This window comes from Roseateles sp. GW821-FHT03B02, from assembly GCF_059421025.1.
On the sequence record NZ_JBWKUV010000001.1, the window covers coordinates 24,839 to 51,555 of the forward strand.

A 26,717-nucleotide genomic window follows, 5' to 3' on the forward strand; every position below is an offset into this window, starting at 1 on the left:
CTCCACTCCATCCATGACTTCACTGCCTTCTTCCGCCGATGTGATCGCTGCCCATGACGCGGCCCTCGCCACCTCGCCCACCGCGGTCCAGGCGGAGGACGTGCGCGGCTGGGTGGCCGTCAACCATTTCCACAACCGCAGCCTGTGGGCCCAGGAGGACCTGGCCCGCCGCACACAGGCGCCGGATGCCGAGATCGTCGCCAACAAGCGCGCCATCGACCGCCACAACCAGGCCCGCAACGACGCCATCGAGCGCATCGACGAATTCCTGCTGTCGGCCCTGGGCCTCGTGGACCCGGCCACCATCGCCACCGCCCTGCCCCGCTCGACCGTGCCCGCGGGCGCGCGGCTGAACAGCGAGACCGCCGGCTCCATGCTGGACCGCATCTCCATCCTGGGCCTGAAGATCGCGGCGATGCGCGAGCAGACGCTGCGCACCGACGTGGACGAGGCGCACCGCCGGTCTTGCACCGAGCGGCTGCAACGCCTCATCCAGCAGCGCGCCGACCTCGGCGCCTGCTACGACGATCTGCTGGCCGACGCCCGCGCGGGCCGGGCCTACTTCAAGGTCTACCGCCAGTTCAAGATGTACAACGACCCGCGGCTCAACCCGGCCCTGGTCGCCGAGTCCAAGTGATCGCGCCTCGCTTCGCGGCCAACCTGGACTGGCTCTACACCGAGCACGCCTACCTCGACCGCCCCGCGGCCGCGCGTGCCGACGGCTTCGGCGCCGTAGAGCTGCAGCAGCCGCACCTGCACGACGAAACCGCGCTGAAGGCCGCGCTGGCCGACCTGCGTGTCGTCCTCATCAACGCCCCGGCCGGCGACTGGGCGGCCGGCGAGCGCGGCTACGCCGCCCTGCCCGGCCGCGAGGCCGAGTTCCGCGGCACGACGCTGCGCGGGCTGGACCTCGCCACGCGACTGGGTGCTGCGCGGTTGCATGTGCTGTCGGGTCTGGCGGACGACACGCCCACCCACCGCGACACCTGGCTGACCAACCTCGCCTGGGCCGCGGCACAGTCGCCGCTGCCGCTCGTCGTGGAACCCATCAACCGGCGCGACATGCCCGGCTACTTCCTGCACCGCCAGGCCCAGGCGCTGACGCTGCTGGCTGCACTGAACTCGCCACGCGTGCAGCTGCAGCTCGACCTCTACCACTGCCGCGTCGCCGAGGGCGAGTCGCTGACGCACCTGACGCGGGCGCTGGAACTTGGCGTGCTGGGCCATGTGCAGTGCGCCGGCGTTGCCGGCCGGCATGAGCCGGAAGCCGGCGAATACGCCGCCGAGTTCGCGCTGCTGGACGAGCGCCGCTGGCCCGGCGCCATCGGCCTCGAATACCGCCCGCGCGGCGCGACCTCGGCCGGGCTGGGCTGGCTTACAACCGCGCGCTGATCACGCTGCGCAGCGCCTCGCCGAGCGCGCGGCGGTCCTGCCCCTCGACCATCACGCTCGGCAGGATCTGCACGTCGATGCCCAGCCCGCGTGCCGACGCGATGGCCCACAGGCTCTGCACCAGCGAGGTGTCGCCGATGAAGCGGGCCGCGGTGCTGAAGCGCTCGCCCGGTTCGTGCCAGCGCAGCACGACGGGCAGCACCGGCGCGCCGGTCGACACCGCCGCCTGCAGCAGATTGGCGTGGAAGGGCAGCAGTTCCGGGCCGGCGCCGGTCGTGCCCTCAGGGAACACGGCCACGCAATCCCCCGCCTGCAACGCAGCCGCCGTCTGGTGCACGACGCGCAACGCGTCGCGCTTGCTGCTGCGCTCGATGAAAAGCGTGCCGACGCCTTCGACGAGGGTGCCCACCAGCGGCCAGTGCTTCACGTCGGCCTTGGAGACGAAGCGCGCCTGCGGCAGCACGGCATGCACGGCGGCGATGTCCAGCCAGGAGACATGGTTGGCCACCAGCAGATGCCCGTCCGGCAAAGCCTGTCCCTCGGTCTTCAGCGCGATGCCGAGGATGCGCAGCGTCTTGACCGACCACCACTGGATCAGCTGATGCCGCTCGGCAGCGGTCAACAGCTCGAAGCGGCGCCTGACGATCCACAGCCCGTGCAGCACATGCGGCACGAGGCGCGCGAGGCGCCAGACGGCCCTCATTCGGCCTCGTAGGCGATGTGGCCGGCGACCAGCGTGCAGCGCACCCGCGCCGGCAGCTCGAAGCCGCTGCGCGAGAACTCGAAGGGCGTGTGCTTGCCCTGGCTGGCGAGCAGCTCGGGCGTGACGGCCCAGCTGGCACCAGCGTCGAACACGCAGACATCGGCCACACCGCCCTCCACCAGCCGGCCAGCGCTCGCGGCGAGCGAGCCCAAGGCCGTGCCCAGCACGCGCACCGGCTCGGCGGTCACGACGGCCAGCGCCCGCGCCACCGGCAGGCTTGAGTCCTGGGCCCAGCGCAGGGCCAGGCTCAGCAGCAGCTCCAGGCCCGTCGCGCCCGGCGTGGCCTCGGCGAAGGGCACGGCCTTCTCGTCGACGGTGACGGGCATGTGGTCGGACACCAGCGCATCCAGCGTGCCGTCGGCCAGGCCGGCGCGCAGCGCGTCGCGGTCGCGGCCCTGGCGCAGCGGCGGGGTCAGGCGCATGGCGGAGTCGAAGTAGCCGATGTCGACGTCGCTCAAGTGCAGCGAATTGATGGACACGTCGGCGGTGACGGGCAGCCCCTCGCGCTTGGCGGCGCGCAGAATCTCGACGCCTGCCGCGCTGGAGATGCGGCAGAAATGGACGCGGGCGCCAGTGGCGCGCACCAGCTCCAGGATGGTGTGCAGGGCCACCGTCTCGGCGCTGACCGGCACGCCGGACAGGCCCAGCCTTGTCGCCACCGAGCCGCTGGCGGCCACGCCGCCGCCCAGCCAGGCGTCCTGCGGGCGCAGCCACACGGTGTAGCCGTAGGTGGCCGCGTACTGCAGCGCGCGGTGCAGCACCAGCGTGTCGCGCACGGGCGCCTCGGCCTGGGCGAAGCCGATGCAGCCGGCCTCGGTCAGCTCGGCCATCTCGGTCAGGGCCTTGCCTTCCAGGTTGCGCGTCAGAGCGCCGAGCGGGAACAGCCGGCAGCGGCTGAGCTTGCGGGCGCGGAACTTCAGCATCTCGACGAGGCCGGGCTCGTCCAGCACCGGGTCGGTGTCGGGCGGGCAAACCAGGCTGGTCACGCCGCCGGCGGCGGCGGCGGCGAGTTCGCTTTCCAGCAGTCCCTCGTGCTCATGGCCGGGCTCGCGCAGTCGCGCGCAGAGGTCCACGAGGCCGGGGGCGACGACGAGGCCGGCGGCGTCCACCGTGCGGTCGGCAGCGAATTCGCCGACATCACCGAGCTTGACGATGCGGCCGTTGGCCACGGCCAGGTCGCCCACGCGATCCAGGCCCGAGGCGGGGTCGATGAGGCGACCGTTCTTGATGAGGATCTTCATGCTTCGTTCCCCGCGAGGATGGCCATGACAGCCATTCGGACAGCGATGCCGAATGTCACTTGAGGAAGGATGACGCTGCTCTTGCCGTCCGCCACCTCGGACGCGATTTCCACGCCGCGGTTGATGGGGCCGGGGTGCATGACGATGGCGTCGGGCTTGGCCAGGGCCAGCTTGTCCGGCGTCAGGCCGAAATGCTTGAAGAACTCGCCGCTGCTGGGCAGCATGCCGCCGTTCATGCGCTCGTTCTGCAGGCGCAGCATGATGACGACGTCGGCGTCCTTCACGCCCTCGGCCATGTCGTGGCAGACGCGCACGCCCATGTCGCGCAGGTCGCCGGGCACCAGGGTCTTGGGGCCGACGGCGCGGATCTCGGGCACGCCGAGGATGTTCAGCGCGTGGATGTCCGAGCGGGCGACACGCGAGTGCACGATGTCGCCGACGATGGCCACCGTCAGGTTGCGGAAGTCCTGCTTGAAGTGCCGGATCGTGTACATGTCCAGCAGGCCCTGCGTCGGGTGGGCATGGCGGCCGTCACCGGCGTTGACCACGTGCACATGAGGCGCGCAATGCTGGGCAATCAAGTGGGGCGCGCCGCTCTCGCTGTGGCGCACGACGAACATGTCCGCGTGCATGGCGCTCAAGTTGGCGACCGTGTCCAGCAGCGTCTCGCCCTTGGCGGTGGAGCTGCGCGCGATGTCGAGGTTGATGACGTCGGCCGACAGGCGCTTGGCGGCGATCTCGAAGGTGGTGCGGGTGCGGGTGCTGTTCTCGAAGAACAGGTTGAACACCGACTTGCCGCGCAGCAGCGGCACCTTCTTGACCTCGCGATCGTTCACCGAGAGGAAGCTGCCGGCGGTGTCCAGGATCTGCTCGATGACCGCGCGCGGCAGTCCCTCGACGGACAGCAGGTGGATCAGCTCGCCGTGCTTGTTCAGCTGGGGATTTCGCTTGCTCAACATCACTTCACCTCGAAGCTGAAGCTGCCGGACTCGGTGCGAGCCAGGCGCAATTTCTGCTCGGCGCCGAGGGTGACCCGCGCCGCCGAGAAGGCCGGCTCGATGGGCAGCTCGCGGCCGCCACGGTCCACCAGCACGGCCAGCTGCACGCGCGCCGGGCGGCCATAGTCGAACAGCTCATTGATGACGGCGCGCGTCGTGCGGCCGGTGTAGAGCACGTCGTCGATGAGCAGGATGTCGCGGCCGTTGACGTCGAAGGGCAGCTTGGTGTGGTCGGCCTTGGCAAGCCCGCGCGAGCCGAAGTCGTCGCGGTGCAGCGCGCTGGAGATGGTGCCGCAGGGCAGCCCCAGGTCGGCCGCCAGCCGCTCGGCCAGCCAGGCGCCCCCGCTCCAGATGCCCACCAAGGCGGTGTCGGGCGTCAGCAGCCGCTGCACGCCTTTCTTCAGTTCGAGGTAGAGGCCTTCAGCATCTAGCAGCAGTTCACTCATGGGTGTTCTCTGAAAAACTGTTCAAGGATCAGTGCGGCGGCAGCGGCGTCCACGTCGTGTGCGCCCTGGCCTTCAGCTTCGACGCTGGTGTAGCGCTCGTCCACCTCGAAGACCGGCAGGTGGTAGCGGCCGGAGAGACGGCGGCCAAAGTTCTGCGCCTTGGCCGTCATCTCGTGCGGCGCGCCATCGGGGTGGCGGGGCACGCCGATGACGAGAGCGTCGGGCTGCCAGGTCTTGATCAGGGCGGCGATGGCGTCGAAATCGCCCCCCTTGATCGTGCCGCGCGGCTCGGCCGAACCGAGCAGGCGCGTGCCGCTGGCCACGCCGATGCGGCGCAGGCCGAAATCAAAAGCGAGAAAGGATTGAAGCGAGGAAGGCGCCATCACGGCCGCCATCACGCGTGCCCCGCGTCCGAGCTGAGCATGCGCGGATCGATCCCCAGTAGGCCCAGCGCCTTTTCGTAGCGCTGCTCCACGGGCGTGTCGAAGATGATTTCCGGCGTCGCGTCCACCGTCAGCCAGCCGTTGCGGCCGATTTCCTCTTCGAGCTGACCCGCGGCCCAGCCGCTGTAGCCCAAGGTGACGAGGATCTTGCGCGGGCCGGCGCCGTTGGACAGGGCCTCCAGCACGTCGCGGCTGGTGGTCATCTCCAGGCCGCCGGGCACGGCCAGCGTGGCGTTGTAGTGGCCGCCCTCTTCGTCCAGCGGCTCATGCAGCACGAAGCCACGGTCGGTCTGCACCGGGCCACCGTAGAAGACGGGGCTGTCGGCCAGGGAATCCGCCGGCGGGCTGAGCTCGACCTTCTCGAACAGATTGCCCAGCGTCAGGGAGATGGGCTTGTTGATGACCAGGCCCAGGGCGCCGTTGTCGTTGTGCTCGCAGAGGTAGACCACCGTGCCCGCGAAAGCCTCGTCGGCCATGCCCGGCATGGCGATGAGGAACTGGTTGGTCAGGACGATCCGGTCGGCAGGCATGGAAGACATTTTATTCTGGCGGTCATGACCACCCGAATCGACCGTGCCCTCGTCTGGTTTCGCCGCGACCTGCGCGTGGATGACCAGGCTGCCCTGTATCACGCGCTGAAGGCCGCGAAGCAGGTGTTCTGCACCTTCATCCTGGACCGCGACATCCTCGACGCCCTGCCTCGCGCGGACCGACGCGTCGAGTTCATCCTCGGCGCGCTGCAGGTGCTGGACGAGGATTTGCGCCGGCTCGGCGGCGCCCTCATCGTGCGGCACGCCGCGGCGGCCGAAGAGATCCCGCGGCTGGCCGCCGAACTGGGCGTGCAGGCCGTCTTCACCAACCATGACGATGAGCCGCAGGCGCTGGCGCGCGACGCCCGGGTGGCGGACCGGCTGGCGAGCTTCGGCGCCGGGCTGCGCACGTTCAAGGACCACGTCGTCTTCGAGCGCCGCGAGGTGATGACGGCCACCGGCGGGCCGTATGGCGTGTTCACGCCCTACAAGAACGCCTGGCTGCGCAAGCTGGACGGCTTCTACCTGAGCAGCTACCCGGTCGAGCGCCACGCCCGCTCGCTCGCGCAGAGCCCGCTGGCCGAGGGCGTGCCCACGCTGGCGGACATCGGCTTCCAGCCTGCCGGGCTGACGCCCCACGTCGGCCAGGGCAGCCGCGGCGCGGAGGCCCTGCTGGACGACTTCCTGGACCGCATCGACGCCTACGACCGCCAGCGCGACTTCCCCGCCGTGAAGGGCCCCAGTTACCTCAGCGTGCACCTGCGCTTCGGCACCGTCTCCATCCGCCGGCTGGCACGGCTGGCCCACGAGCGCATGGTGGGCGGCGACCACGGCGCGGAGGTCTGGCTGTCGGAGCTGATCTGGCGCGACTTCTACCACCAGGTCATGCACCACCACCCGCACGCGATGACGGCCGCCTTCCGGCCCGAGTACGACGCCATTGCCTGGGAAACCGGCGCGCACGCCGACGCGCTGTTCGCCGCCTGGTGCGAAGGCCGCACGGGCTACCCGCTGGTGGACGCCGCCATGCGCCAGCTGAAGACAACCGGCTACATGCACAACCGCCTGCGCATGGTGACGGCCAGCTTCCTGACCAAGGACCTGGGGCTGGACTGGCGGCGCGGCGAGGCCTGGTTTGCGCAGCAGCTGCTGGACTTCGACCTCGCCGCCAACAACGGCGGCTGGCAATGGGCCAGCAGCAGCGGTTGCGACGCCCAGCCCTATTTCCGCATCTTCAACCCGACCAGCCAGAGCGAGAAGTTCGACGCCGAGGGCCGCTTCATCCGCCGCTACTGCCCGGAGCTCGCGGGCCTGGATGCCAAGGCCGTCCACGCGCCGTGGGAGCGGGCGCCGCTGGCCATGCAGGGCGTGGACTACCCGCGCCCCGTCGTTGACCACGCCGTCGCGCGCGAGCGCACGCTGGCGCGCTACGCGGTCGTCAAGACGCGCGCCCTGCCGGAGCCGGCTCAGAAGTAGGTCAGCGTGACGTTGATGGTGTCGCCGTAGACGCCGGGAACGACCGTGGTCTGCCGCCCGGGGATGCGGCCGTGGACGTAGAAGTTTTGCGTGGGCGCCTGGCCCAGCACGTCCAGCGTGACGCCGGCGCTGATGAGCTGGGTGGCGCTGCTGCCGTCGCCCCAGACGGTGCTGTAGGACGCATCGGTGTAGAGGTTGTAGCCAGCCCGTTGCCGCCGCTCTTCATGCGCCGGTTGGCATAACTGCCGCCGCTGCCCGTGCTGATGGCAATGTTGAACGGAATGAGCAGCCCGGCCACGCCGCCGCAATCCACCTTGATGCTGCCCGTCGTGTCGGTGTTGCCGTACAGCAGCGGGTTGTAGTTGCCGAAGAGGACGTTGGTGGTGGCCAGCGTGCAGGTGCACACGGCCGGCAGGCACAGCGCCGGCGCCGGGCCGCAGCAGGCGAAGAGCAGGCAGAGTAGCGCGAGCGAGCGTTGAACCAGGCGTCGATTCATTGCCCTCTCCCCGAAGTTCAGCGGCAGTTCAGCACGCCCAGTTCCGGCAACTCGTCGCCGCCACGGGCGCGCGGCAGGTCGAGCTCGATGCGGCAGTGCCCGTCAGGCCAGTTTGCCACCTCACGGTTGCGGCCTTCCACCAAACCGGCGAGGTAGGCCCGCCCGTCCAGGCCGACGGGGAAGCTGCGCGCCATGCCTTCGAGCTGCAGCTGCGTGCCGGGCGGCAGCAGCTGGCCGAGGGCATCCAGCACGCACAGCGTGGCCGAGCGGCCGCGCTGCACGGGGAAGGCGATGCGCGCCGCGCTGCGGGCCGCCGGCGTGAGCTGGATCTCCAGCGCCTGCAGCTCCACGTCCATCGGCAGGCCGGCCGCGTCGATGCCGACGCGGTTGGGCTGGTAGCAACTCCCTGGACGGATTCAAAGCGCGCCGAAGGCGGTAGCCTGTGCCAGCGTGAGCAGGCCGCGCGGCGAGACGGCGTCGGCGGGAAAGAGGGCCATGCCGATCTCGATGCCGAGCAGATAGTCGCGGCCTTCGACCTGGAAGGGCTCGGCCATCAGCGCCGCCAGGCGGCGGGCATGGGCCGCGGCCTGCTCGGCCTGGTCGAGCCGCGTCTGCACGACGGCGAACTGGTCGGCCGAGCTGCGCGCGACGATGTCGGCCTCGGCGCTGGCCTCCATCAGGCGCAGCGCCACCTGGCGGGCCAGCGCGTCGGCGACGGCGGCGGGCAGCTCGGCCAGCCCGACCAGGCGCAGCACGTAGACGGCCAGGTCGATGCCGTCGCGCATGGCGCAGCGCGAGACCTGATCCAGCCGCTCGTGCAGCGCGGCCTCGTTGAAGAGGCCCGTAAGGCCGTCGCGCAGCTGCACGGCGGGCTTGTCGTCCAGCGTGGCGGGGCGGGTGGCGGCGAGCCCGGCGAGGTCGTCGAACAGCGTCTCCAGGCCGCTGGCCTTGTCATAGAAGGCGTCGGCGCCGGCGGCCAGGCAGGCACGGCGGTAGGCGTCCACGTCCTGGGCCGTCAGCACGGCGATGCGGCCGGCAAAGCCCGCGCGACGCAGCTGGGCCACCAGGCCCAGGCCGGAGCCGCTGGCCAGCGAGAGGTCCAGCAGCACGACATCGGGCTGTGTCCACTGGATCAGGGCCAGGGCCTGGCGCTCGCCAGCGGCCTCACCGACGACGCGCATGCCGGGCATGGCATCCAGCCGGCGCACCAGAAGGCGGCGGATGGAGGCGGAGTCTTCGACGAGGAAAATATTCATGGACGCAATCCTCGGCTTGCGTCGGTTTTGGCGGCAGCGGGTGATGCCGGCAGTGCGCCGGCGGCAACTCCGCGACCTCGTGTAGGTGAATTGCCTACACGCGCCCATGAGCGTTCAGGCCTCGGTCAGCCCATGCAGCACGCAGTACTTGGTCAGCTCGGTGTTGTTGGCCCAGCCGGCCTTCTCCAGGATGCGGGCGCGGTAGCTGCCCACGGTCTTGACCGACAGGTGCATGGCCTCGGCGATCTGCGCCGGCGTCTGGCCGGCCGCGATCAGCAGCATCACGCGGTGCTCCTGCGTGGACAGCTGCTCGTGCGGCAGCGCATCCGGCGCCTTGCCGCTGAGCAGGCCCAGCAGATGGTCGGCCATCGAGGCCGTGACATAGCGCCCGCCCTCGGACAGCCGCCGCAGCGCAACCCGCAGCTCCTCGGGCGCACGGTCCTTGGGCAGATAACCAGAGGCGCCCATCTGCAGCAGCCGCGCCGCGTACGCCGCCTCGGCATTGAGGCTGAGCACCAGCAGCGGTACGCCGGACAGCACGCGCAGCAGCCGGCTCGCGCCCTCGGTGCCGCGGGCATCGGGCAGGGAGAGGTCCAGCGTGACGATGTCGGGCCGCGCGGCGGCGATGCAGGTCAGCGCCTCGGCGATGGTCGGCGCTTCGTCGATCCGGGCATCGGGCCACTCCTGCAGCACCAGCTGGCTGATGCCCATGCGCATCAGCGGGTGGTCGTCGACGATCAGCAGCCTCACAGCCAGGTCTCCTCTTCATTGCGCGCCGCGGCGGCCGGCACGGGCGAGCACAGCGGCAGCCACACGCGCACGCGGACACCCCGATCGGGGGCGGGGCCAAAGTCGAAATCGCCGCCGGCCAGTTCGGCCCGTTCGCGCATGTTGCGCAGACCCGAGGCATCGGCACGCACGGCGCCGGGGCCGCGGCCGTCGTCGAGCACCTCCAGCTCATACCCCTCCCCGGCGCCGGCGCTCAGCGGACGCCCCGCCACGTGCAGCGTCTTCGCCTGGGCGTGCCTGAGCACGTTGGTGCAGGCCTCCTGGATGATGCGGAACAGCGGGCTGGCCTGCTCCGGCGGCAGCAGGCCGGCTTCGATCAGGGTCAGCCGCGTCGTCAGACCGGACTGGCGCTGCAAGGTCTGCAGATAGTGTTCCAGGGCCGCCTGCAGGCCCAGTTCGTCGAGCAGCGGCGGGCGCAGCTCGGCCGAGATCTGGCGCGCCGCGCGGATGGCTTCCTCGGCCATGCCCTGCAGTTCGTCGACCAGCGGTTCGCTGCGCGGCGTGAGCCTGGCGCGCAGCGACAGCGTCAGCATCTTGATAGCGGTGCCCACCTGGCCGACCTGGTCGTGCACCTCGCGCGCGAGGCGGCGGCGTTCGGCCTCGATGCCACGGTCCATCTCGACCGCGAAGCTGCGGATGCGCGAGAGCGCGTGGCTCAGCGCCTCGGTGCGCTGGGCCACCTGCTGTTCCAGGCCGGCGTTGGCGTCGCGCAGCGCGGCCTCGGCGCGGTCGCGCAGGCGCCGCTCGCGCAGCATCAGCGCAACCGCCACCGCGAGCATGGCGAGCCCGATGCCGGGCAGCGGCCGGGTGAGCCGTGTCGTGCGCTGCTGCACGGCACGCGTGGCTTCGTCGGCGGCGGCCACCGAGCGCTGCTGTTCCTGACTGAGCTGCTCGATCTGGAAGCGCAATTCGTCCATGACACGCTTGCCGTCGACATAGAACCCCAGGTCGCGCGTGAAGGCTTCGCCAGAAACGAGCCGGCGCTCGATGGCCGCGCGCGTCTGGGCCAATCGCTCGTCGATGAGGGCGTCCAGCCGCGCCAGCATCATCGCGTTGCGGCCCTGGCGGGGAATGCGCTCGCGCAGGCGAGCGCGAACCTCGCCAAGCGCGCCCAGCGCTTCCTCGTAAGGGCGCAGAAACGGCTGCTGGCCGGTGATGATGAAGCCCCGCTGGCCGGTCTCGACGTCCACCAGAAGCGTCAGCAGGCGCTGCAGCTCCGTCTGCGTGCGCAGGGCCTGGCCGCGCTCGGTATCGCGCTCCAGCAGCTCAGCAAGGCTTTGCGATGCGCCCACGGCCGTGCCGATGAACGCCAGGAAGGCCGTCATCAGGAGGCTCAAGGGAAGCCAGGAATAACGCATTTCGTCCCGCAGCGAAGCCACGAACCGTGGGCTCGCCGCTGGCGCGCTCGACCGCACCCAGCGATGACGACGGAAAGCCCACACCACCCCATACTCGGGCCGCTCGCCGGCGTCTATGGCGCACCAGTCGGGCGATTGAGCGCTAGGCTATGAGTGGCGGCGCGGAAAAGTCAAGTCCGGTCTTGCCGCGTGCAACGAACGTGTTAGCCCCGCCGGTGTCAGAACAGCTCGACGTCGCTCAGCTGGGTCGATTCCTGGATCGCGCCGCTGGCGACCAGGGCCGCGTAGTTGTGGACCTGGTTGCGGCCATGCGCCTTGGCGTGATAGACGGCTTTGTCGGCGCGCTCGAAAGCCCCCGCCGGGGCGTCGCCGGCGCGCACTTCGGTGAAGCCGATGCTGACCGTGATGCGGCCCACCTGGGGGAAGGCGTAGCGCTCGGTGTTCAGGCGCAGCCGCTCGAAGGCCTCGCCGGCGTGGATTTCCTCGTCGCAGCGCATCAGCACGACAAACTCCTCGCCGCCGAAGCGGTAGAGCAGGTCGTGGAAGCGGAACGAGCCGCGCATCAGCCGCGACAGCAGCAGCAGCACCTCGTCGCCGATCAGGTGGCCGAAGCGGTCGTTGACGGACTTGAAATGGTCGATGTCGATGACGCCCAGCACATAGTGCGGCGTGGCCGTCTCGTGGCGGCGGTCCTCGGCCTCGTACTTGAGGTCGTGCCTGGCCGGGATGTCCGAGAGCACCTTCAGGAAGCTCTCGTCGAAGGTCTTGCGGTTGAGCAGGCCGGTCAGCGTGTCGCGCTCGGAGTAGTCGAGCAGCCCCTGGAAGTTGTGATAGATCCGCAGCACGCTGCTAACCATGCGCTGCGCCCCCGTACCCAGGCGGCGCGTGGACAGGATCTCGATGACGCCGACGACGTCGCGGTCCGTCGCGATCGGGAAGAGGTAGAGCCACTGCCCGCCCTGGGCCACCTGCGTGACGCTGCGGCTGCGCATCGCCTCCAGGCGCAGCGGGTGCGAAGTCACCAACGGCAGCGCCTCGGGCTTGGCCCACAGCGGATCGGCCGAGGCGACGGCGTCGCCGGCGCGCAGATGGGCACGGGTCAGCCAGCGCTCATAGCCGGGCTCGCCGACGCTGCGGTAGATCGCGACCGACTCCGGCTCCAGCAGGTCGCGCAGCGCCATGACCAGCGTGACGTCCATGACGTCACGGTCACGGAAGCCGGTCAGCTCGGCGAGATGGTCGACAACCTGGGACATGACGTGCTCAGGCGGCCACGGCCCGATGGGTGTACTGCCGGATCAGTCCGAGCAGGTATTCCTCATCGTAGGGCTTGCCGAGGTAGTGATCCACGCCGAGCTGGGCCGCGTAGTCACGGTGCTTCTGGGCGATGCGCGAGGTGATCATGATGACGGGCAGACCGGCCAGGCGCGAGTCGGCGCGCATGTTGCGCACCAGGTCGAAGCCGTCCATGCGCGGCATCTCGATGTCCGACAGCACGACGGACGGCAGTTCGTCGCCGGAGAGCTTCTCCATCGCATCCAGGCCGTCCTTGGCCAGCATGACGCGCAGGCCGACGCGCTCCAGGAAGCGCTGCGTCACGCGGCGCACCGTCAGCGAATCGTCGACCACCAGCACCAGCGGCGCCTGCGATACCGTCTCGACGACCGGCGCGGTCTGCGCCGGCATCTGCGTCGACGACTGCGCCTGGGCATGGGCCGCGGCCAGGCGTGCCTGGGCGTCCACGCCGTACCAGTCGGCCAGCGCGACGACGTTGTAGATCAGCGCCACGTCGCCCGAAGCCAGCAGGCTGATGCCAGCCAGGCCCGGCACGCGGTTGAGCTGGGCGCCGAGGTTCTTGACGACGACTTCCTGGTTGCCGATGACTTCGTCCACGTGCAGGGCCAGCGACGCCTGGGCGCTGCGCACCAGCACGACGTGGGCATGACGGCCATGCGTGTGGCCACGCCCCGCGTGGCCGAGCAGCCCGCCCAGCCAGTAGAACGGCATCTCGACACCGCCATGCTGCAGCTTGCCGGTGGCGTAGGCGGCCTCGACCGCCTCGACCGGTACGCGCTGCACCGACTGCATCAGTGCCGCCGGCACGGCGACGACCTGATCGGCGCTCTTGAGCAGCACGATCTGCGTCAGTGCGGTGGTCAGCGGCAGACGCAGCAGGAAGCTGGTGCCCTGGCCGGCCGTCGACGAAGTCTCGATGCTGCCGCCCAGCGTGCCGACCTCGGCGCGTACGACATCCATGCCGATGCCGCGGCCGCTGAGTTCGGTGATCTGGCTGGCCGTGGAGAAGCCCGGCGCGAAGATCAGGCGCTTGAGCTGGGCATCGTCCGGTTCGGCATCGGGCGAGATCAGTCCGAGCTGCAGGCCGCGCTCACGGATGCGGGTGAGGTTGAGGCCGGCACCGTTGTCGGAGAAGTTCAGCAGCACTTCGTTGCCATGCTGGCTGACCTCGATGCGCAGCGTGCCGACCGGGTCCTTGCCGGCCGCGGCACGCACCTCGGGCGTCTCGATGCCATGGGCGACGCTGTTGCGCAGCAGGTGCTCGAAGGCGCCCGCCGTGCGCTCCAGCACCGAGCGGTCCAGCTCGGTCTGGCCGCCGGTGATCTCCAGCTTGACCTGCTTGCCGCTGTCGCGCGCCGCCTGGCGAACGACGCGGTGCATGCGCTCGCCGATGCTGTCGAAATCGACCAGGCGTGTGCGCAGCAGATCGTCCTGCAGCTCGCGCGTCAGCCGCGACTGCGCGGCCAGCTCGTCTTCGCCGGTCTGGACGTTGCGGCCCAGCGTGCGCTGCAGCGTGGCCACGTCGCCGACCGACTCGGCCAGCATGCGGGTCAGCTCCTGGAAGCGGGTATAGCGGTCAAACTCCAGCGGGTCGAACTCGCGGCCGCCCTGCTGCGCCATCTCCTGCTGGATGTGCATCTGGGCTTCGGCCTGCAGTTCCAGCTCGCGCAGCTGGGCGCGCAGGCGCTCCAGGTTGTCGTCCAGATCGAGCAGGGCGCTCTTCATCTGGGCGAGCTCGGACTCCATGCGCGCGCGCCGGATGCTGACCTCGCCGGCCTGCGTGGCCATGCGCTCCAGCAGGCTGCCGCGCACGCGCACCAGCGCCTGGCCGATGGCCAGGTTGTCGCTGCCGGCGGCGATCTCGGCGGTATCGGTGAAACGGCTCCAGTCGATTTCGCGGACGGGTTCGGCAGGTCTGTCGATGGCCGCCGCCGTCGGCACGGGCTGTGCCGGTGCCTCCGCGGGCAGGGGCGCAGACGCCTCGGCGGGCAGGCTGGCGGCGGGAATCGCTTCCGGCACCGGCGGCGGCGGGGCCACGACGGCATGGGCTGCAGGCGCCGGCGCCATCAGGCTGCGGCCCAGCTCCTCGAAGGCGTGCTCGAGCGCGTCGCCCTCATGCTGCAGCGTCTGGACCTGGCCGAAGTCGGCGCTGCCGGCACGCAGCAGCGCCTCGATGGCGGACTCCAGGTTGTGGGCTTGCTCACCCAGGCTCATCGCGCCGGCAAGACGGGCGCCACCCTTGAAGGTGTGCAGGGCCCGCATGCAGGCGTCGGAACGGCCCAGCTCGGCCGGATGGACCAGCCAGTCGCGCAGCGCAGCATGCAGCTGCTGCAGCAGGTCGCGGCCTTCCTCTTCGAAGATCGGATAGAGGTCGGGCTCGATGTTGTCGGGCAGGCCGGGCTCGGGCTCCACCTCTGCGACGGCCGCGACAGGCTCGGGCGTCGGCTCGGCAGCGGCGGCGAGAACGGGTTCGGGCAACGGCTCGGGCTCGACGGCGGACACCGGCTCGGGCGCAGGCTCGACCACCTCGGTCACCGCGACATCGATGAGCGCCTCGGGCAGTTCGCCCGCGCCCGTGTCGTGCCGGACGGGCAACGGCAGCGCCTCATCCAGCCCGGCGGCTGCGGTGAAGGACTCCTCCTGCGGCTCGTAGGCATGCAGGCGCTCGATGACGTCGGCGTCGTTGGACTTCAGGAAGCCGGCGGCGAACTGGTGCAGCAGGCGACGGATGTCGTCGGCGGCGCGCACGAAGAGCTCGGCATCGGCCTCCTCGTAGCGCACGGCGCGTTGCGCGCGCTCCAGGGCGTGCTCCAGCGCACGGGCCAGCGCTGACAGGTCCTCGTAACCGACCGTCGCCGCGTTGCCGGCCAGGGCATGGGCCTGCACTTCGCAGCTCTGCGGCACGGGCTCGCTGAGTTCGGCCGCCCATTCGGCCAGGCCGATGGACAGCTTGCGCGACAGCTCGTCCGCCTCGTTCAGGAAAATGTTGAACAGCGCGATGCTGATGCGCAGCGGGCCGATGACCTTGAAGCCCTCGTCCGGATCCGCCATCTCGGGCTCCGGCTCCGCCGGTTCAGCCTCGTTGTCGACAACCAGCCTGGGCAGGGTCAGCGTGACCTCCTCGGGCTTGGCGGGCGGTTCGACTGCAGGCTCGACCGGCGCGGCGACCTCGATCAGCTCGGGCTCGTCCAGGTTCAGCACGACGCCGAAATTGGCCAGCGTCGGCTCCTCCTGCGGAGGCTCGGGCAGGGGCAGGGGCTCGGTCGGCGCGTGGGCGACTTCGAAGCCCGCGGGAACCTCGTCGGGCAACTCGATGGCTTCGAGATCCAGCGTCACTTCGGGCACCGGCAGCGCGGCCTCGACGGCCGGCTCGCCCAGGTCGAGCAGGAAGTCCGGCTCCAGCGGGGGCCGGTCCTCCATCTCGGCGGGCAGTGCGGCGATGATGACCTCGGGCGCCGGCTCCGCCATGACCTCGGGGCCGCGCTCGACGGCCTCGGGCAGGGCCGTGGCGTCCAGCACCAGGTCCATGTCTTCGGCGCCCTGCGCGGGCGCGTTCAGAGGCAGCCACTCACCCTGCAGGCGCAAGGCATCGGCACTGCGGCGCAACGGATCGGGCAGGCTGCTGCCCGGCTCGGCACCAGCGATCTGGTTGCGCCAGTGGGCGAAATAGTCCAGCGCCTCGGTCGTGAAGCCGAGCAGGGCCTTGTCGGCCTGCGGCGTGGCTTCGGCCAGGCGGGCGTTGTAGAGCTGCTCACAGGCCCAGGCGCCTTCGCCGAAGGCGTCCAGGCCGACCATGCGGGCACTGCCCTTGAGCGTGTGGAAGGCGCGGCGCACGACCGTCAGCTGTGCATGGTCGGCCGGCTGCTCGCGCAGCTCGGCGAGCGCCGCGCGGGCGTTGCCGATGACCTCGTCGGCTTCCTCCAGGAAGATCTCGCGCATCTCCGGGTCGTCGGCAACGCTGGGCGCAGGCACGGGCGCTGGTGGCGTTGGTGCGGCGACCGGGGCCGGTGCGGCCACGACGGGCTGCGACAGGTCGAGATCGGGCAGACTGAGGTCGGGCAGGTCCAGCGCACCGAGGTCGACGCGCAGCGGCTGGGTGGCATCGAAGGCCGGGGCCGGGGACGGGGCCCGAGCCTCGGGTTCGAGCTCGACATGAAAGCCGCTGGCCTCGAAGTCGGGCAGCTCTACGGCGCCTTCGCGGCGGCCCATGACGGCGTCCAGGCGGCCGGTCGTCTCGTCGAACTGGAACATGCGCTTGGCCAGCTGGGGCTGGACGCTGAGCATGTCGATGAGGAAACCTAGGGCGCCGAGGTTGTTGGCCAGGCGCTCGAAGACGTCACGCGCGCCGGGGCGGTTGAAGTCGATCTCGGTGTTGGCCAAGCCGTCGACCTCGTCGCGCATGCGCACCGTGGCGTGGGCGGCCTGATCCAGGCCCAGCACGCTGAGCACGCCGCGCATGGCCTGCAACTGGCCCGGCACGGGGATGAGCAGCTCGCGCTGGGCCGGGCTGCGGAAATACTCGTCGCACTGCTTCTCGACTTCCGACAGGCTGGCGCGCAGCTCATGGACGACGCTGCCCAGTGTCTGGCGATCGGAGACCCGGCGATACAGGTCCTCCATCCAGTCTTCCAGCGGCTCGGCCGCCTGGCCATGGGCCACGGCCTCGACACGGCGGGCGAGGCGGCGCACACGATCGGCCTGCTCGGGCTGATCGAAGGCGGCGTCTTCCAGCGCGGCCTCCACATAAAGCAGGCTGGTGGCGACTTCCATCGCCAGCGCGGGCGGCGGCGTGGTGCGCGAACGCAGCGTCGCGACGACGGCGCGCTGCAGCGTCTGCGCCAGCACCTCGCCGCTGGGGAAGAGGCGGGTCAGGGATTCGGCCAGGGCGGCGAACTGCTCGTCCAGGCCCGTCAGGCGATGCTGATCGCCCTCGGCCGCGCTGGACCAGCTCTCCTTGGCCGCGAGCACGCGGCGCTTGGCCTGGGCCACCCAGGCAGGGTCGATGCGGCCGAGGCTGGCATCCTCGTAGTCGCCGGCCTGCTCGTCACTCAGGCGGTAGGCCTCGTGCACGGCCGTCAGGCGCGGACCGGCGCCCTTGGTGACGCGGCACTGGGCGCAGAAGAACAACAGGTCCTGGGCGAGGCGTTCGCGCGCCGGATCGGCCTGGTCACCCTGGCCGACGAGGCGCAACTCGTGCAGCAGCTTGGAGCCCAGGCGCTTGGTGTAGGCATCGCTGCCGAGCAGCTTCAGGGCCTGGCCCTCGAAGACGGCGGCGGCGAGCTGCCACAGCGTGCGCGAGCTACCCGCAGGCAGCGTGGCCGCCAGGCCCGCGCACAGGCCGGACAGGTTGGCCGCGTGTGCGGAGCTGGGCTCGCGCATGTGACGCAGCAGCGCCGCCTCGAAGGGCGCACGCACGGCCTCGGGCGAGCGCGGCAGCACCCCCGCCTCGGGCGAGATGCTGCGCCACGACCAGTCGAACTGCCAGAGATCCGCGGGGTGGATGCGCTCGGCCCCATTGAGCTGCTGCAGGTCGCGATAGCTCGGGTAGAGCGACAGCGACGAGGTCTTGTTGCCGGCCAGCAGGCGGGCGACATAGGCCAGCAGCGCGAAGTCGGCACGCTCGATGGTGTCGACGGTGCTGGCCTCGACCTCCAGAGGGTGTCCGGCCAGGCGCGTCACGGCCGCCTCGGCGGCGCGCAGCACGCTGGCGCCGGCCGGCAGGCCGACGAGCGACAGCACGCCGCTGACCTGGTGCAGCTGCGCCGCCGCCTGCTGCAACGGCAGGCTCGGCTGCGCGTCACCGCCGAAGGCGCTGAGGCGGTTGTCGCTGCCCTCGCGCACGAGGCGGCGCAGGGTCTTGTGCACCGACTCCAGGGAGCGGCGCAATTCCTCCTGCACCCACGCCAGTGGGCTGAGGTCGGCCGGGAGTTCGGAGTCTCGCAGGGAGCTGTCCATGCCTGGGCTTTCTTGCTCGGTGCGGCTGGTGATCAAGCGACCTTGAATCGGGACACGGAGGTGCGCAGCGCCTCGGCGGAGCGCGACAGCTCATGCACCATCTGGGCAGTGGAGCGCGTGCCCTCCGAGGTCTGCTCGGTCACCGCGAAGATGTGCTGAATGTTGGAGGCCACGTCGTTGGCGTGCGCGGCTTCCTGCTGCGCCTGGTTCGAGATCTGTCCGATCAGGTTGTCCAGCTGGCGCGACACGCTGTCGATGTCTTCCAGCGCCTTGCCGGCCGCGTCGGACAGTTGCGTACCTTCCACCACGCCGCGCGTCGAGCGCTCCATGGCGGCCACGGCGTCGTGGGTGTCGGTCTGAATGGTCTTGACCAGCGCGGCGATTCGCCGCGTCGCGTCGCCGGAGCGTTCGGCCAGCCGCTGCACTTCTTCCGCCACCACCGAGAAGCCGCGACCGGCTTCGCCGGCGGACGCCGCCTGGATGGCGGCGTTCAGGGCCAGCACGTTCGTCTGTTCCGTAATGTCCGAGATCAGCTCCGTGATCTCGCCGATTTCCTGCGACGACTCGCCCAGTCGCTTGATGCGCTTGGAGGTCTCCTGGATGGAGTCGCGGATGGCGTTCATACCGGCGATGTTGTTCTGCATCGCGGAGAGACCCTGCTCGGCGGCCTGACGGCTCTGGCGCGCCACCTCGGCGGTCGTCTGCGCCTGCGCGGACACCTCGGTGATTCGGCCCGCCATGCCCAGCACGGCCTCGCCAGTGGCGCGGATCTCGTGCAGCTGTTCCTTGGACGCAGCCAGCAGGTCGGTGGAGGTCTGGTCCACCGCGCCGGTCGTGTCCGTCACGCGGGCTGCCGTGGCCTGCACCTGCCCGACCAGATTGCGCAGCTCCTCCACCGTGTAGTTCACCGAGTCGGCGATGGCGCCGGTGATGTCTTCCGTCACCGTCGCCTGCTGCGTCAGGTCGCCTTCAGCGACGCTGGCCAGTTCGTTCATCAGCCGCAGAATGGCGGCCTGGTTGGCGTCGTTGACGCGCTTGGCTTCCTGCTCCTGGGCTTCGGCTTCGCGCTTCTGGGCTTCGGCGAGTTCCGCGCGGCGGGCCTGGTCGGCCAGGTACAGGCGCAGGAAACCGAAGGCGCCACCCACCAGGGCGGCCAGCGACAGCACCATCAGCAGGATGAGGCCGAAACCGGCGCCACCGGACTTCTCCAGGTCGGCCGCGGTCTGCTCCAGGCCTTTGCGCAGCGGTTCCGAGTCGTTCAGGATGGCCGTCTGGGCTTCACGCGCCGACACCAGGCCTTGTAGGTTGCCCAGAATGGCAGAGGCCTGCGTGCGGGTCTGCTCGTACTGCTTGAGCAGGGTCTGCAGGCGTTCCTTCAGCTGCGGATCGCGCGCGGCGTTCAGGCGCAGCTCGGGGCTGCCGCTGATCAGGGCCTCGGTGATGAGCTTGAAGGAGTTCAAGTCCTTGCCCAGCAGGAACACGGCCTCAGGACTCACGCCTTCCTGCGTCAGGAATTCGTTGGCGCTCTTGCCGATACGCTGGGTCAGCATGACGAGCTGGCCGACCGCGGAGACTTCACCCGCCGAGGAGCCGATCTGCAGGGCTTGCGAGGACACAGCCTCGGCGCTTTCCAGCAGGTCGCTGGATTGGCGGTTGATGGCGCGCAGGGCCTGACCCACCTGGGTCAGGATCTTTTCCTGGGCCTGCACGACCTTGCCGTTCTTCTCGGCGCGTTCGACCAGCGGCTTGATGGCATCCAGCGATGGCTGCACAGCAGCCGGCGCGACGGCCAGCTCACCTTCGCCGGTGCGCAGGTTGTTGACGACGCCGCTCAACGTGCTGACCGACTCGCGCAGTTCGGCGAAGGCGGCCGGGTTGCCGACCAGAGCAGCGGACACGGATTTGGCCATGCGCTGCGAGTGCATCAGCGCCTGGCCGGCGGCGCGCACCTGGGCGGCGCTGCGGTTGGAACTGGCCAACACCAGGCTGACTGAGGCGAAGGTACCGACGAAGCCCAGCACGACCAAGCCGGTCAACACGCGCTGGCGGTGGCGGCCGAAGAGCTCGGTCAGCTTCTCCGCGCCGGTGGCGGCCGGCGGCGGCAGCTGGGTGGGGTCCGCGGCCTGCGTCGTCGGCGCAAAGCTCATCGTGCTGCTGGGCGGGAACTCGCTGTTAGGGCCCGGCTCGGTCGGCACGGCCGGCGAGATGATGGACGGAGCCTCCGTGCGGGGGTAGATCTCGGTGCGCGCAGGGATCTCGACACCGGCGAGGGTGGAGTCGGCGTTGCGGGTGGCGTCGAAAGCGGCACCGGTGCGCGAGTCGATGGTCGTGTCGACACCCTCCGGCGGCGGAGGCAGCTCATCGGCTTCGGACTTTCCCCTGATTTTGTCCAGCAGGCTCATCTCACCCTCGTCCTTCAGTGTTTGTGATGTCCGCACGCAGGCGCGGACCGGAGCTCGAAAACGGATGAATGCATCACGCGACGATGTGCAGGAAGTTCTCCTGCCGCGCCAATGCTTCGAGATTGATCTCTTGCCAGTTGCGGCCCGCCTCGTCGCGGCGCAGCGCTCCGGCAAAGCGCGGCAGCGGCCCGGCGGGCTGCTGCGGCGCGAGCGGAAGTTGCTCGTCGCTGCGCAGGCCGGCCAGCCGGTCCACGAGCAGCGCACAGTTCAGGTTCAGGTCGCTGCCCAGGGAGACCAGGCGGCTCTGGGCGCTCACGGCGCGGCCGGGGGCAGGATCCCGCAGGCCCAGGTACACGGCCAGGTCGACCACGGTGAACAGACCGCCCCGCAGGTTGGCCACGCCGGCCAGCCAGGGCTTGGCATAGGGCACGGGCTTGATCGGCACGGGCGCGAAGATCTCGCTGGCCTGCTTCAGCGAGAACAACAGGCCGACGCCGGCGCACTCCACGGCCAGCCAGTTCGCAACGAGCGTCTGCTCGCGCGCCGCCTGCATGCGCTCGGCAAGGCGCTGCTGGAGCTCACGGAGTGCCGTCTTGTTCGCCATGCCGGATCAGCCCAGGGCCTTGATCTTGGCCAGCAGCTCTTCGGCCTTGACAGGCTTGACGACGTAGTCGCTGGCGCCCTGGCGCATGCCCCAGACCTTGTCGGTCTCCTGACCCTTGCTCGTGCACATGATGATGGGCACGCCGGCATAGCGCTCATCGCGCGTGATGGCGCGGGTCAACTGGAAGCCGTTCTGGCCGGGCATCACGACGTCCATCAGGATCAGGTCGGGCTTGGCTTCGGCCAGGCGCTTCATGGCCTCCTCGGCGTTCTCCGCGGTGCGGACGTTGAAACCGCGCTTGCCCAGCATTTCCGACAACGCGTGCAGCTCGGTCTTGGAATCGTCAACCAGCAGGATGTTTTGAATGCTCATGGCTTTGTCTCTCGGTAGGTGCTCGTCACGGCCGGTGCTGCAGCACCGCCTGAAGCAGCTGATCCTTGGTGAAAGGCTTGGTCAGATAGTCCTGCGAGCCCACCATGCGCCCGCGGGCTTTGTCGAAGAGGCCGTCTTTCGACGACAGCATGATCACCGGCACTCCCGAGAACTGCGGGTTGCGCTTGATGATGGCGCAGGTCTGATAGCCGTCCAGCCTCGGCATCAGGATGTCGCAGAACACGAGATCGGGATGAAAGTCGCCCAGCTTGGCCAGCGCATCGAAGCCATCCTCGGCCAGGGCCACCTCATGGCCGCCCTGCTTCAGGAAGATCTCCGCGCTACGGCGGATGGTGTTGCTGTCGTCGATGACCAGGATGCGGGTGGGACCTGCACCGGAAACTTGCTCGTTCAAACGTCGTCTCCTCGGAACTTCAGCTCGGGGCCAGGCCCTGTCGGCAGTCGGTGAGGCCGAGTCAGATGCGCACCATCTCGAAATCCTCTTTGCGCGCGCCGCAGTCGGGGCAGGTCCAATTCATGTCGACATCGGCCCAGGCCGTGCCAGGCGCGATGCCGTGGTCGGGATCGCCTGTTGCTTCGTCGTAGATCCATCCACAGATCAGGCACATCCAGGTACTGGGTTCGCTCACGGTGCTCAGGGTTTGCTCACTACAATCAAATCATTCTAGCCAGGGCCCGGGAGCGCAATGCTGAGGGCAAACGCCTGTGCCCAGGGCCTCGGAAGCGCCCATTTAGCGGCAGACTCCACGCTTTGCGGCAGCTCTTTGACCGCGCTCTGCCATGACCTCCCCATGAGCCCAACACCCCCTCCCGCCGACCCCGAGGTCGATGCCCCCCAAGCCGAACAGGAAAGCCCGCCGCCCGCCTGCGTGCTGAGCTTCAACGCCAGCGACGCCTCCGGCGCAGGCGGCCTGGCGGGCGACATCGCCACCATCGCGGCCATGGGCGCGCATTGCCTGCCCGTCGTCACGGCCGTGGTGCTGCGCGACACGGCCGAGACCTTCGAGCACGAGAGTCTGGACGCCGACACCGTCGCCGAGCAGGCGCGCCACATCCTGGAAGACGTGCCCATCACGGCCTGGAAGGTCGGCTTCCTCGGCAACGCCGAGGCGGTCAGCGCCGTCGCCGAGGTGCTGAGCGACTACCCTGACGTACCTTTGGTTACCTATCTGCCCTCGGTCGCCTGGATCGACGAGGACGAACAGCAACAGTATCTGGACGCGCTGCGCGAGCTGGTGCTGCCGCAGACGGCGGTTCTGGTGGGCAACCACAAGACCATGACCGACTTCCTGCTGCCCGACTGGGACAACGAGCGCGCCCCCTCGGCCCGCGAGCTGGCCGTGGCGGCGGCCCAGGCGGGTGCCCAGCATGTGCTGGTGACGGGCATCCAGCTGCCCAACCAGTACGTGGACAACGTGCTGGCCAATTCCCAGGGCCCCATCACCGGCGAGAAGTTCGAGCGATTCGAGACCGCCTTCGTCGGCGCCGGCGACACGCTGTCCGCGGCTTTGGCTGCCCTGCTGTCGGTGGGCGCCGAGCTGCACTCGGCCGTCAGCGAGGCTCTGTCCTTCCTGGACCAGTCCCTCGACGCGGGCTTCCGCCCCGGCATGGGCAACGTCATCCCCGACCGCTTTTTCTGGGCCCTGCCCGCGGCGGACGAGGAAGGCGGCGAGCCGGCCGACTTCGAGCCCGAACCCGAACCCGAGCAGCCGCCCAAGACGCCGCGCCGGATGCACTAATTTCCTGATCTCGTTCCATGGCCAGCAATTCAGAGCTCTTCGAGCGTGCCTCGCGCGTCATTCCCGGTGGCGTGAACTCGCCCGTGCGTGCCTTCCGCGCCGTCGGCGGCACGCCGCGCTTCATTGCCCGCGGCGAAGGCGCCTACATCTATGACGCCGAAGGCAAGCGTTATGTGGACTACATCGGCTCCTGGGGTCCGATGATCCTGGGCCATGGCCACCCGGCCGTGCTGGAGGCCGTGCAGAAGGCCGCCATCGAAGGCTTCTCCTTCGGCGCGCCGACGGAGCGTGAGATCGAGCTGGCCGAGGAGATCCTCAAGCTCGTACCGAGCATGGACCAGGTGCGCCTGGTCAGCTCGGGCACCGAGGCCACGATGAGCGCCATCCGCCTGGCGCGCGGCGCCACCGGCCGGCCCAAGTTCATCAAGTTCGAGGGCTGCTACCACGGCCACACCGACGCCCTGCTTGTGAAGGCCGGCTCGGGCCTGGCCACCTTCGGCCACCCGACCAGCGCCGGCGTCACGCCCGGCGCGGCGGCCGACACGGTCGTCCTCGAATACAACAACGTCGAGCAGCTCGAAGCCGCCTTCGCGCAGCACGGCCACGAGCTGGCCTGCGTCATCGTCGAGCCCATCGCCGGCAACATGAACTTCGTGCGCTCGTCGATGGCCTTCATGAGCGCCATGCGCCGCCTGTGCACCCAGCACGGCGCCCTGCTGGTGCTGGACGAGGTGATGACGGGTTTCCGTGTCGGGCTCGGCTCGGCTCAGGCGCACTACGCCAAGCTCATCCCCGGCTTTGCCCCCGACATCTCCGTCTTCGGCAAAGTCATCGGCGGCGGCATGCCGCTGGCGGCCTTCGGCGCCAGGCGCGAGGTGATGCAGCATCTGGCGCCGCTGGGTGGCGTCTACCAGGCCGGCACACTGTCGGGCAACCCGGTGGCCACGGCCTGCGGCCTGGCGACGCTGCGCGAGATCCAGAAGCCCGGCTTCTTCGAGGCGCTGTCCGCCAGGACGCGCCAGCTCGTCGATGGGCTGAAGACCGTCGCCGCCGATAACGGCGTGCCCTTCAGCGCCGACTGCGAAGGCGGCATGTTCGGCTTCTTCCTGCTGCCCGAGCTGCCGCAGAACTACAGCACCGTCATGACGACGGACAAGGAGCGCTTCAACCGCTTCTTCCACGCGATGCTGGATGCCGGCATCTATCTTGCTCCGGCCTTGTACGAGGCGGGCTTCGTCTCGGCGGCGCACAGCCCCGCCGACCTCGACGCCACCCTCGCGGCCGCGCGCACCGCCTTGCGCTGATCTTCCGACGCCCCTGCGGGGGCGACCCCGCCATGCATCTCCACATCCTCGGCATCTGCGGCACCTTCATGGGCGGCCTCGCGGCGTTGGCGCGCGAGGCCGGCCACAAGGTCACCGGCTGCGACGCCAACGTCTACCCGCCGATGAGCACCCAGCTGGAAGCGCTGGGCATCGAGCTCATCACCGGCTTCGGCGCCGAGCAGCTGGAGCTCCATCCCGACGTCTTCGTCATCGGCAATGTCGTCACGCGCGGCGAGCGCTTCCCGCTGATGGAAGCCATCCTCGACGCCGGCTTGCCCTACACCTCTGGCCCGCAGTGGCTGGCCGAGCATGTGCTGCAAGGCCGCCATGTGCTGGCCGTGGCCGGCACGCATGGCAAGACGACGACGACATCGATGCTGGCCTGGATCCTGGAGCACGCGGGCCTCAAGCCCGGTTTCCTGGTGGGCGGCGTGCCGCAGAACTTCGGTGTATCGGCGCGCCTCGGCGAGGGCAAAGCCTTCGTGATTGAAGCCGACGAGTACGACACCGCCTTCTTCGACAAGCGCAGCAAGTTCGTCCACTACCGCCCGCGCACGGCCATCCTGAACAACCTCGAACACGACCACGCCGACATCTTCCCGGACCTGGCCACCATCGAGACCCAGTTCCATCACCTGGTGCGCACCGTGCCCGCCAGCGGCCGCCTCGTCGTCAATGCCCGCGAGGAAGCCCTGCAGCGCGTCATCGCGCGCGGCTGCTGGAGCGAGGTGCAGCGCTTCGGCGCCAAGAAGGAAGAAGCCGGCATGCTGCGCGCCCGCGGCGAACCCCAGGCCTTCGACGTGCTGCGCGGCAGCCTGAAGGTCGCTCGCGTCGAGTGGAACCTGATCGGCGAGCACAACCAGCTCAACGCGCTGGCTGCCATCGCCGCAGCCGAGCATGTGGGCGTGACGCCCGAGCAGTCAGCCGCGGCGCTCACCGAGTTCCAGAACGTGCGCCGCCGTATGGAGCTGCGCGGCGAGGCGCGCGGCATCAAGGTGTATGACGACTTCGCCCATCACCCGACGGCCATCCGCACCACCATCAACGGCCTGCGCCGCCGCATCGCGCCGGCCGAACGCATCCTCGCCATCTTCGAGCCGCGCTCCAACACGATGAAGCTGGGCACGATGAAGGCCCAGTTGCCCTGGGCGCTGGAGGAAGCGGACCTGGCCTTCTGCAACCAGCAGGGCCTGAGCTGGGATGCGAGGGATGCGCTGGCGCCGATGGGTGCCCAGGCCGTCGTCGGCGCCGACGTGGATGAACTGGTGAAGGCCGTCGTCAAGGCAGCCAAGCCCGGCGACCACCTGCTGTGCATGAGCAACGGCGGCTTTGGCGGCATTCACGAAAAGCTGTTGCAAAGCTTGGCCGCCCGGGCCGGCTGAGGTCAGCCCTTCCCGTACAGCACCATCTGCGTACACCTGAACAAGGCCATGGTCTTGCCGGTGTCCTTGTTGGTCACCACCGCATCCCACACCTGCGTCGTGCGGCCCAGATGCACCGCCTTGGCCACGCAAGCCACCGTACCCTCGCGCGCCGTGCCGAGGTGGTTGGACTTCAGCTCCACCGTCGTGAAGCCGACCGCGCCTTCGGGCAGGCTGTTCACGCAGCCATAGCCTGCGCAGGTGTCGGCCAGCGTGACGACACTGCCCGCATGCAGGAAGCCGTTGGGTGCCATCAGCTCGGGCCGCACCACCAGCTCGGCATGGATCTCGCCGGGCAGCACCTCGGTGATGACGATGCCCAGATAGCCCGGAAGGTTCCGGGCACCGAATTGATTGAGTTGGTCGGAGGTTGACATCGCGGATCTCTTGAAGC

24 protein-coding genes and 1 pseudogene are annotated in these 26,717 nt (G+C 69.7%); 6 read left to right on the forward strand and 19 right to left on the reverse strand.

Features of this window, described 5'->3' with window-relative positions; genetic code table 11:
• The first annotated feature begins 13 nt into the window (after positions 1-13).
• Together AC07VX_RS00140 and AC07VX_RS00145 are read left to right on the forward strand one after the other, a co-directional pair.
• The gene (locus AC07VX_RS00140; RefSeq protein WP_493163782.1) at positions 14-637 is read left to right on the forward strand and encodes a DUF4254 domain-containing protein; all 624 of its coding nucleotides are present in this window, start codon (positions 14-16) and stop codon (positions 635-637) included.
• Positions 634-1,392: a hydroxypyruvate isomerase family protein gene (locus AC07VX_RS00145; RefSeq protein ID WP_493163781.1), complete on the forward strand. Its 759-nt coding sequence runs from the start codon at positions 634-636 to the stop codon at positions 1,390-1,392. The genes AC07VX_RS00140 and AC07VX_RS00145 overlap by 4 nt, the downstream gene beginning before the upstream one ends.
• On the opposite strand, the gene AC07VX_RS00150 is transcribed toward AC07VX_RS00145, so the two are convergent.
• Genes AC07VX_RS00150 through AC07VX_RS00175 form a run of 6 tightly spaced genes read right to left on the reverse strand, consistent with a single transcriptional unit; the run spans position 1,376 to position 5,822 of the window.
• Positions 1,376-2,095: a lysophospholipid acyltransferase family protein gene (locus tag AC07VX_RS00150; protein WP_493163779.1), complete on the reverse strand. Its 720-nt coding sequence runs from the start codon at positions 2,093-2,095 to the stop codon at positions 1,376-1,378. The genes AC07VX_RS00145 and AC07VX_RS00150 overlap by 17 nt on opposite strands.
• Positions 2,092-3,396, reverse strand: coding sequence for a dihydroorotase (locus AC07VX_RS00155; RefSeq protein ID WP_493163777.1), 1,305 nt, complete (start codon positions 3,394-3,396; stop codon positions 2,092-2,094). Before AC07VX_RS00155 ends, AC07VX_RS00150 begins: the two co-directional genes overlap by 4 nt.
• Positions 3,393-4,355 carry an aspartate carbamoyltransferase catalytic subunit gene (locus AC07VX_RS00160; protein WP_493163775.1) on the reverse strand — a complete coding sequence of 321 codons (963 nt, stop codon included), beginning with the start codon at positions 4,353-4,355 and terminating at the stop codon, positions 3,393-3,395. Before AC07VX_RS00160 ends, AC07VX_RS00155 begins: the two co-directional genes overlap by 4 nt.
• Entirely contained in the window at positions 4,355-4,840 is a 486-nt protein-coding gene (gene pyrR, locus AC07VX_RS00165; protein ID WP_493163773.1) for a bifunctional pyr operon transcriptional regulator/uracil phosphoribosyltransferase PyrR, read from the reverse strand. Before pyrR ends, AC07VX_RS00160 begins: the two co-directional genes overlap by 1 nt.
• Positions 4,837-5,223, reverse strand: coding sequence for a Holliday junction resolvase RuvX (gene ruvX, locus AC07VX_RS00170; RefSeq protein ID WP_493163771.1), 387 nt, complete (start codon positions 5,221-5,223; stop codon positions 4,837-4,839). Before ruvX ends, pyrR begins: the two co-directional genes overlap by 4 nt.
• A gap of 11 nt (positions 5,224-5,234) precedes the next feature.
• Entirely contained in the window at positions 5,235-5,822 is a 588-nt protein-coding gene (locus tag AC07VX_RS00175; RefSeq protein ID WP_493163769.1) for a YqgE/AlgH family protein, read from the reverse strand.
• Between the two features lie 15 nt (positions 5,823-5,837).
• Between AC07VX_RS00175 and AC07VX_RS00180 the strand changes: the two genes are divergently transcribed.
• Positions 5,838-7,289 (forward strand): cryptochrome/photolyase family protein, encoded by a 1,452-nt coding sequence (locus AC07VX_RS00180; protein ID WP_493163767.1) that lies wholly within the window; start codon positions 5,838-5,840, stop codon positions 7,287-7,289.
• Here AC07VX_RS00180 and AC07VX_RS00185 read toward each other — a convergent pair.
• The 12 genes and pseudogenes from AC07VX_RS00185 to AC07VX_RS00240 form a co-directional block, all read right to left on the reverse strand.
• Positions 7,280-7,785, reverse strand: a pseudogene (locus tag AC07VX_RS00185) (Csu type fimbrial protein). The gene AC07VX_RS00180 and the pseudogene AC07VX_RS00185 sit on opposite strands and share 10 nt — an antisense overlap.
• A gap of 17 nt (positions 7,786-7,802) precedes the next feature.
• Entirely contained in the window at positions 7,803-8,141 is a 339-nt protein-coding gene (locus AC07VX_RS00190) for a FimD/PapC C-terminal domain-containing protein (protein ID WP_493163765.1), read from the reverse strand.
• Positions 8,142-8,201: 60 nt separating this feature from the next.
• The gene (locus AC07VX_RS00195; RefSeq protein WP_493163764.1) at positions 8,202-9,041 is read right to left on the reverse strand and encodes a response regulator; all 840 of its coding nucleotides are present in this window, start codon (positions 9,039-9,041) and stop codon (positions 8,202-8,204) included.
• Positions 9,042-9,155: 114 nt separating this feature from the next.
• Positions 9,156-9,791, reverse strand: coding sequence for a response regulator (locus AC07VX_RS00200; RefSeq protein ID WP_493163762.1), 636 nt, complete (start codon positions 9,789-9,791; stop codon positions 9,156-9,158).
• Positions 9,788-11,155: a CHASE3 domain-containing protein gene (locus AC07VX_RS00205; RefSeq protein WP_493163760.1), complete on the reverse strand. Its 1,368-nt coding sequence runs from the start codon at positions 11,153-11,155 to the stop codon at positions 9,788-9,790. Before AC07VX_RS00205 ends, AC07VX_RS00200 begins: the two co-directional genes overlap by 4 nt.
• Before the next feature lie 251 nt (positions 11,156-11,406).
• Complete coding sequence (locus AC07VX_RS00210; RefSeq protein WP_493163758.1) at positions 11,407-12,444, reverse strand: GGDEF domain-containing protein; 1,038 nt, start codon at positions 12,442-12,444, stop codon at positions 11,407-11,409.
• A 7-nt stretch (positions 12,445-12,451) separates the two neighbouring features.
• A complete protein-coding gene (locus tag AC07VX_RS00215) occupies positions 12,452-18,439 on the reverse strand; it encodes an Hpt domain-containing protein (protein WP_493163756.1) in 5,988 nt (1,995 codons plus the stop codon).
• 32 nt (positions 18,440-18,471) lie between these two features.
• Positions 18,472-20,841 carry a methyl-accepting chemotaxis protein gene (locus tag AC07VX_RS00220; protein ID WP_493163754.1) on the reverse strand — a complete coding sequence of 790 codons (2,370 nt, stop codon included), beginning with the start codon at positions 20,839-20,841 and terminating at the stop codon, positions 18,472-18,474.
• Positions 20,842-20,914: 73 nt separating this feature from the next.
• Positions 20,915-21,445 (reverse strand): chemotaxis protein CheW, encoded by a 531-nt coding sequence (locus tag AC07VX_RS00225; protein ID WP_493163752.1) that lies wholly within the window; start codon positions 21,443-21,445, stop codon positions 20,915-20,917.
• A gap of 6 nt (positions 21,446-21,451) precedes the next feature.
• Positions 21,452-21,817 (reverse strand): response regulator, encoded by a 366-nt coding sequence (locus AC07VX_RS00230; protein ID WP_493163750.1) that lies wholly within the window; start codon positions 21,815-21,817, stop codon positions 21,452-21,454.
• 25 nt (positions 21,818-21,842) lie between these two features.
• Positions 21,843-22,232 carry a response regulator gene (locus AC07VX_RS00235; RefSeq protein ID WP_293501545.1) on the reverse strand — a complete coding sequence of 130 codons (390 nt, stop codon included), beginning with the start codon at positions 22,230-22,232 and terminating at the stop codon, positions 21,843-21,845.
• Positions 22,233-22,293: 61 nt separating this feature from the next.
• Complete coding sequence (locus AC07VX_RS00240) at positions 22,294-22,446, reverse strand: rubredoxin (protein ID WP_394382488.1); 153 nt, start codon at positions 22,444-22,446, stop codon at positions 22,294-22,296.
• Positions 22,447-22,629: 183 nt separating this feature from the next.
• On the opposite strand from AC07VX_RS00240, the gene thiD reads away from it, so the two are divergent.
• The 3 genes from thiD to mpl are packed head-to-tail and all read left to right on the forward strand — an operon-like array spanning position 22,630 to position 26,284.
• Positions 22,630-23,577: a bifunctional hydroxymethylpyrimidine kinase/phosphomethylpyrimidine kinase gene (thiD, locus tag AC07VX_RS00245; protein ID WP_493163748.1), complete on the forward strand. Its 948-nt coding sequence runs from the start codon at positions 22,630-22,632 to the stop codon at positions 23,575-23,577.
• A 17-nt stretch (positions 23,578-23,594) separates the two neighbouring features.
• Positions 23,595-24,881, forward strand: a complete 1,287-nt coding sequence (gene hemL / locus AC07VX_RS00250) for a glutamate-1-semialdehyde 2,1-aminomutase (protein ID WP_493163746.1) — start codon at positions 23,595-23,597, stop codon at positions 24,879-24,881.
• Between the two features lie 32 nt (positions 24,882-24,913).
• The gene (gene mpl, locus AC07VX_RS00255; protein WP_493163745.1) at positions 24,914-26,284 is read left to right on the forward strand and encodes a UDP-N-acetylmuramate:L-alanyl-gamma-D-glutamyl-meso-diaminopimelate ligase; all 1,371 of its coding nucleotides are present in this window, start codon (positions 24,914-24,916) and stop codon (positions 26,282-26,284) included.
• Between the two features lie 2 nt (positions 26,285-26,286).
• On the opposite strand, the gene AC07VX_RS00260 is transcribed toward mpl, so the two are convergent.
• Positions 26,287-26,700 (reverse strand): PaaI family thioesterase, encoded by a 414-nt coding sequence (locus AC07VX_RS00260; protein WP_493163743.1) that lies wholly within the window; start codon positions 26,698-26,700, stop codon positions 26,287-26,289.
• Between the last annotated feature and the right edge of the window lie 17 nt (positions 26,701-26,717).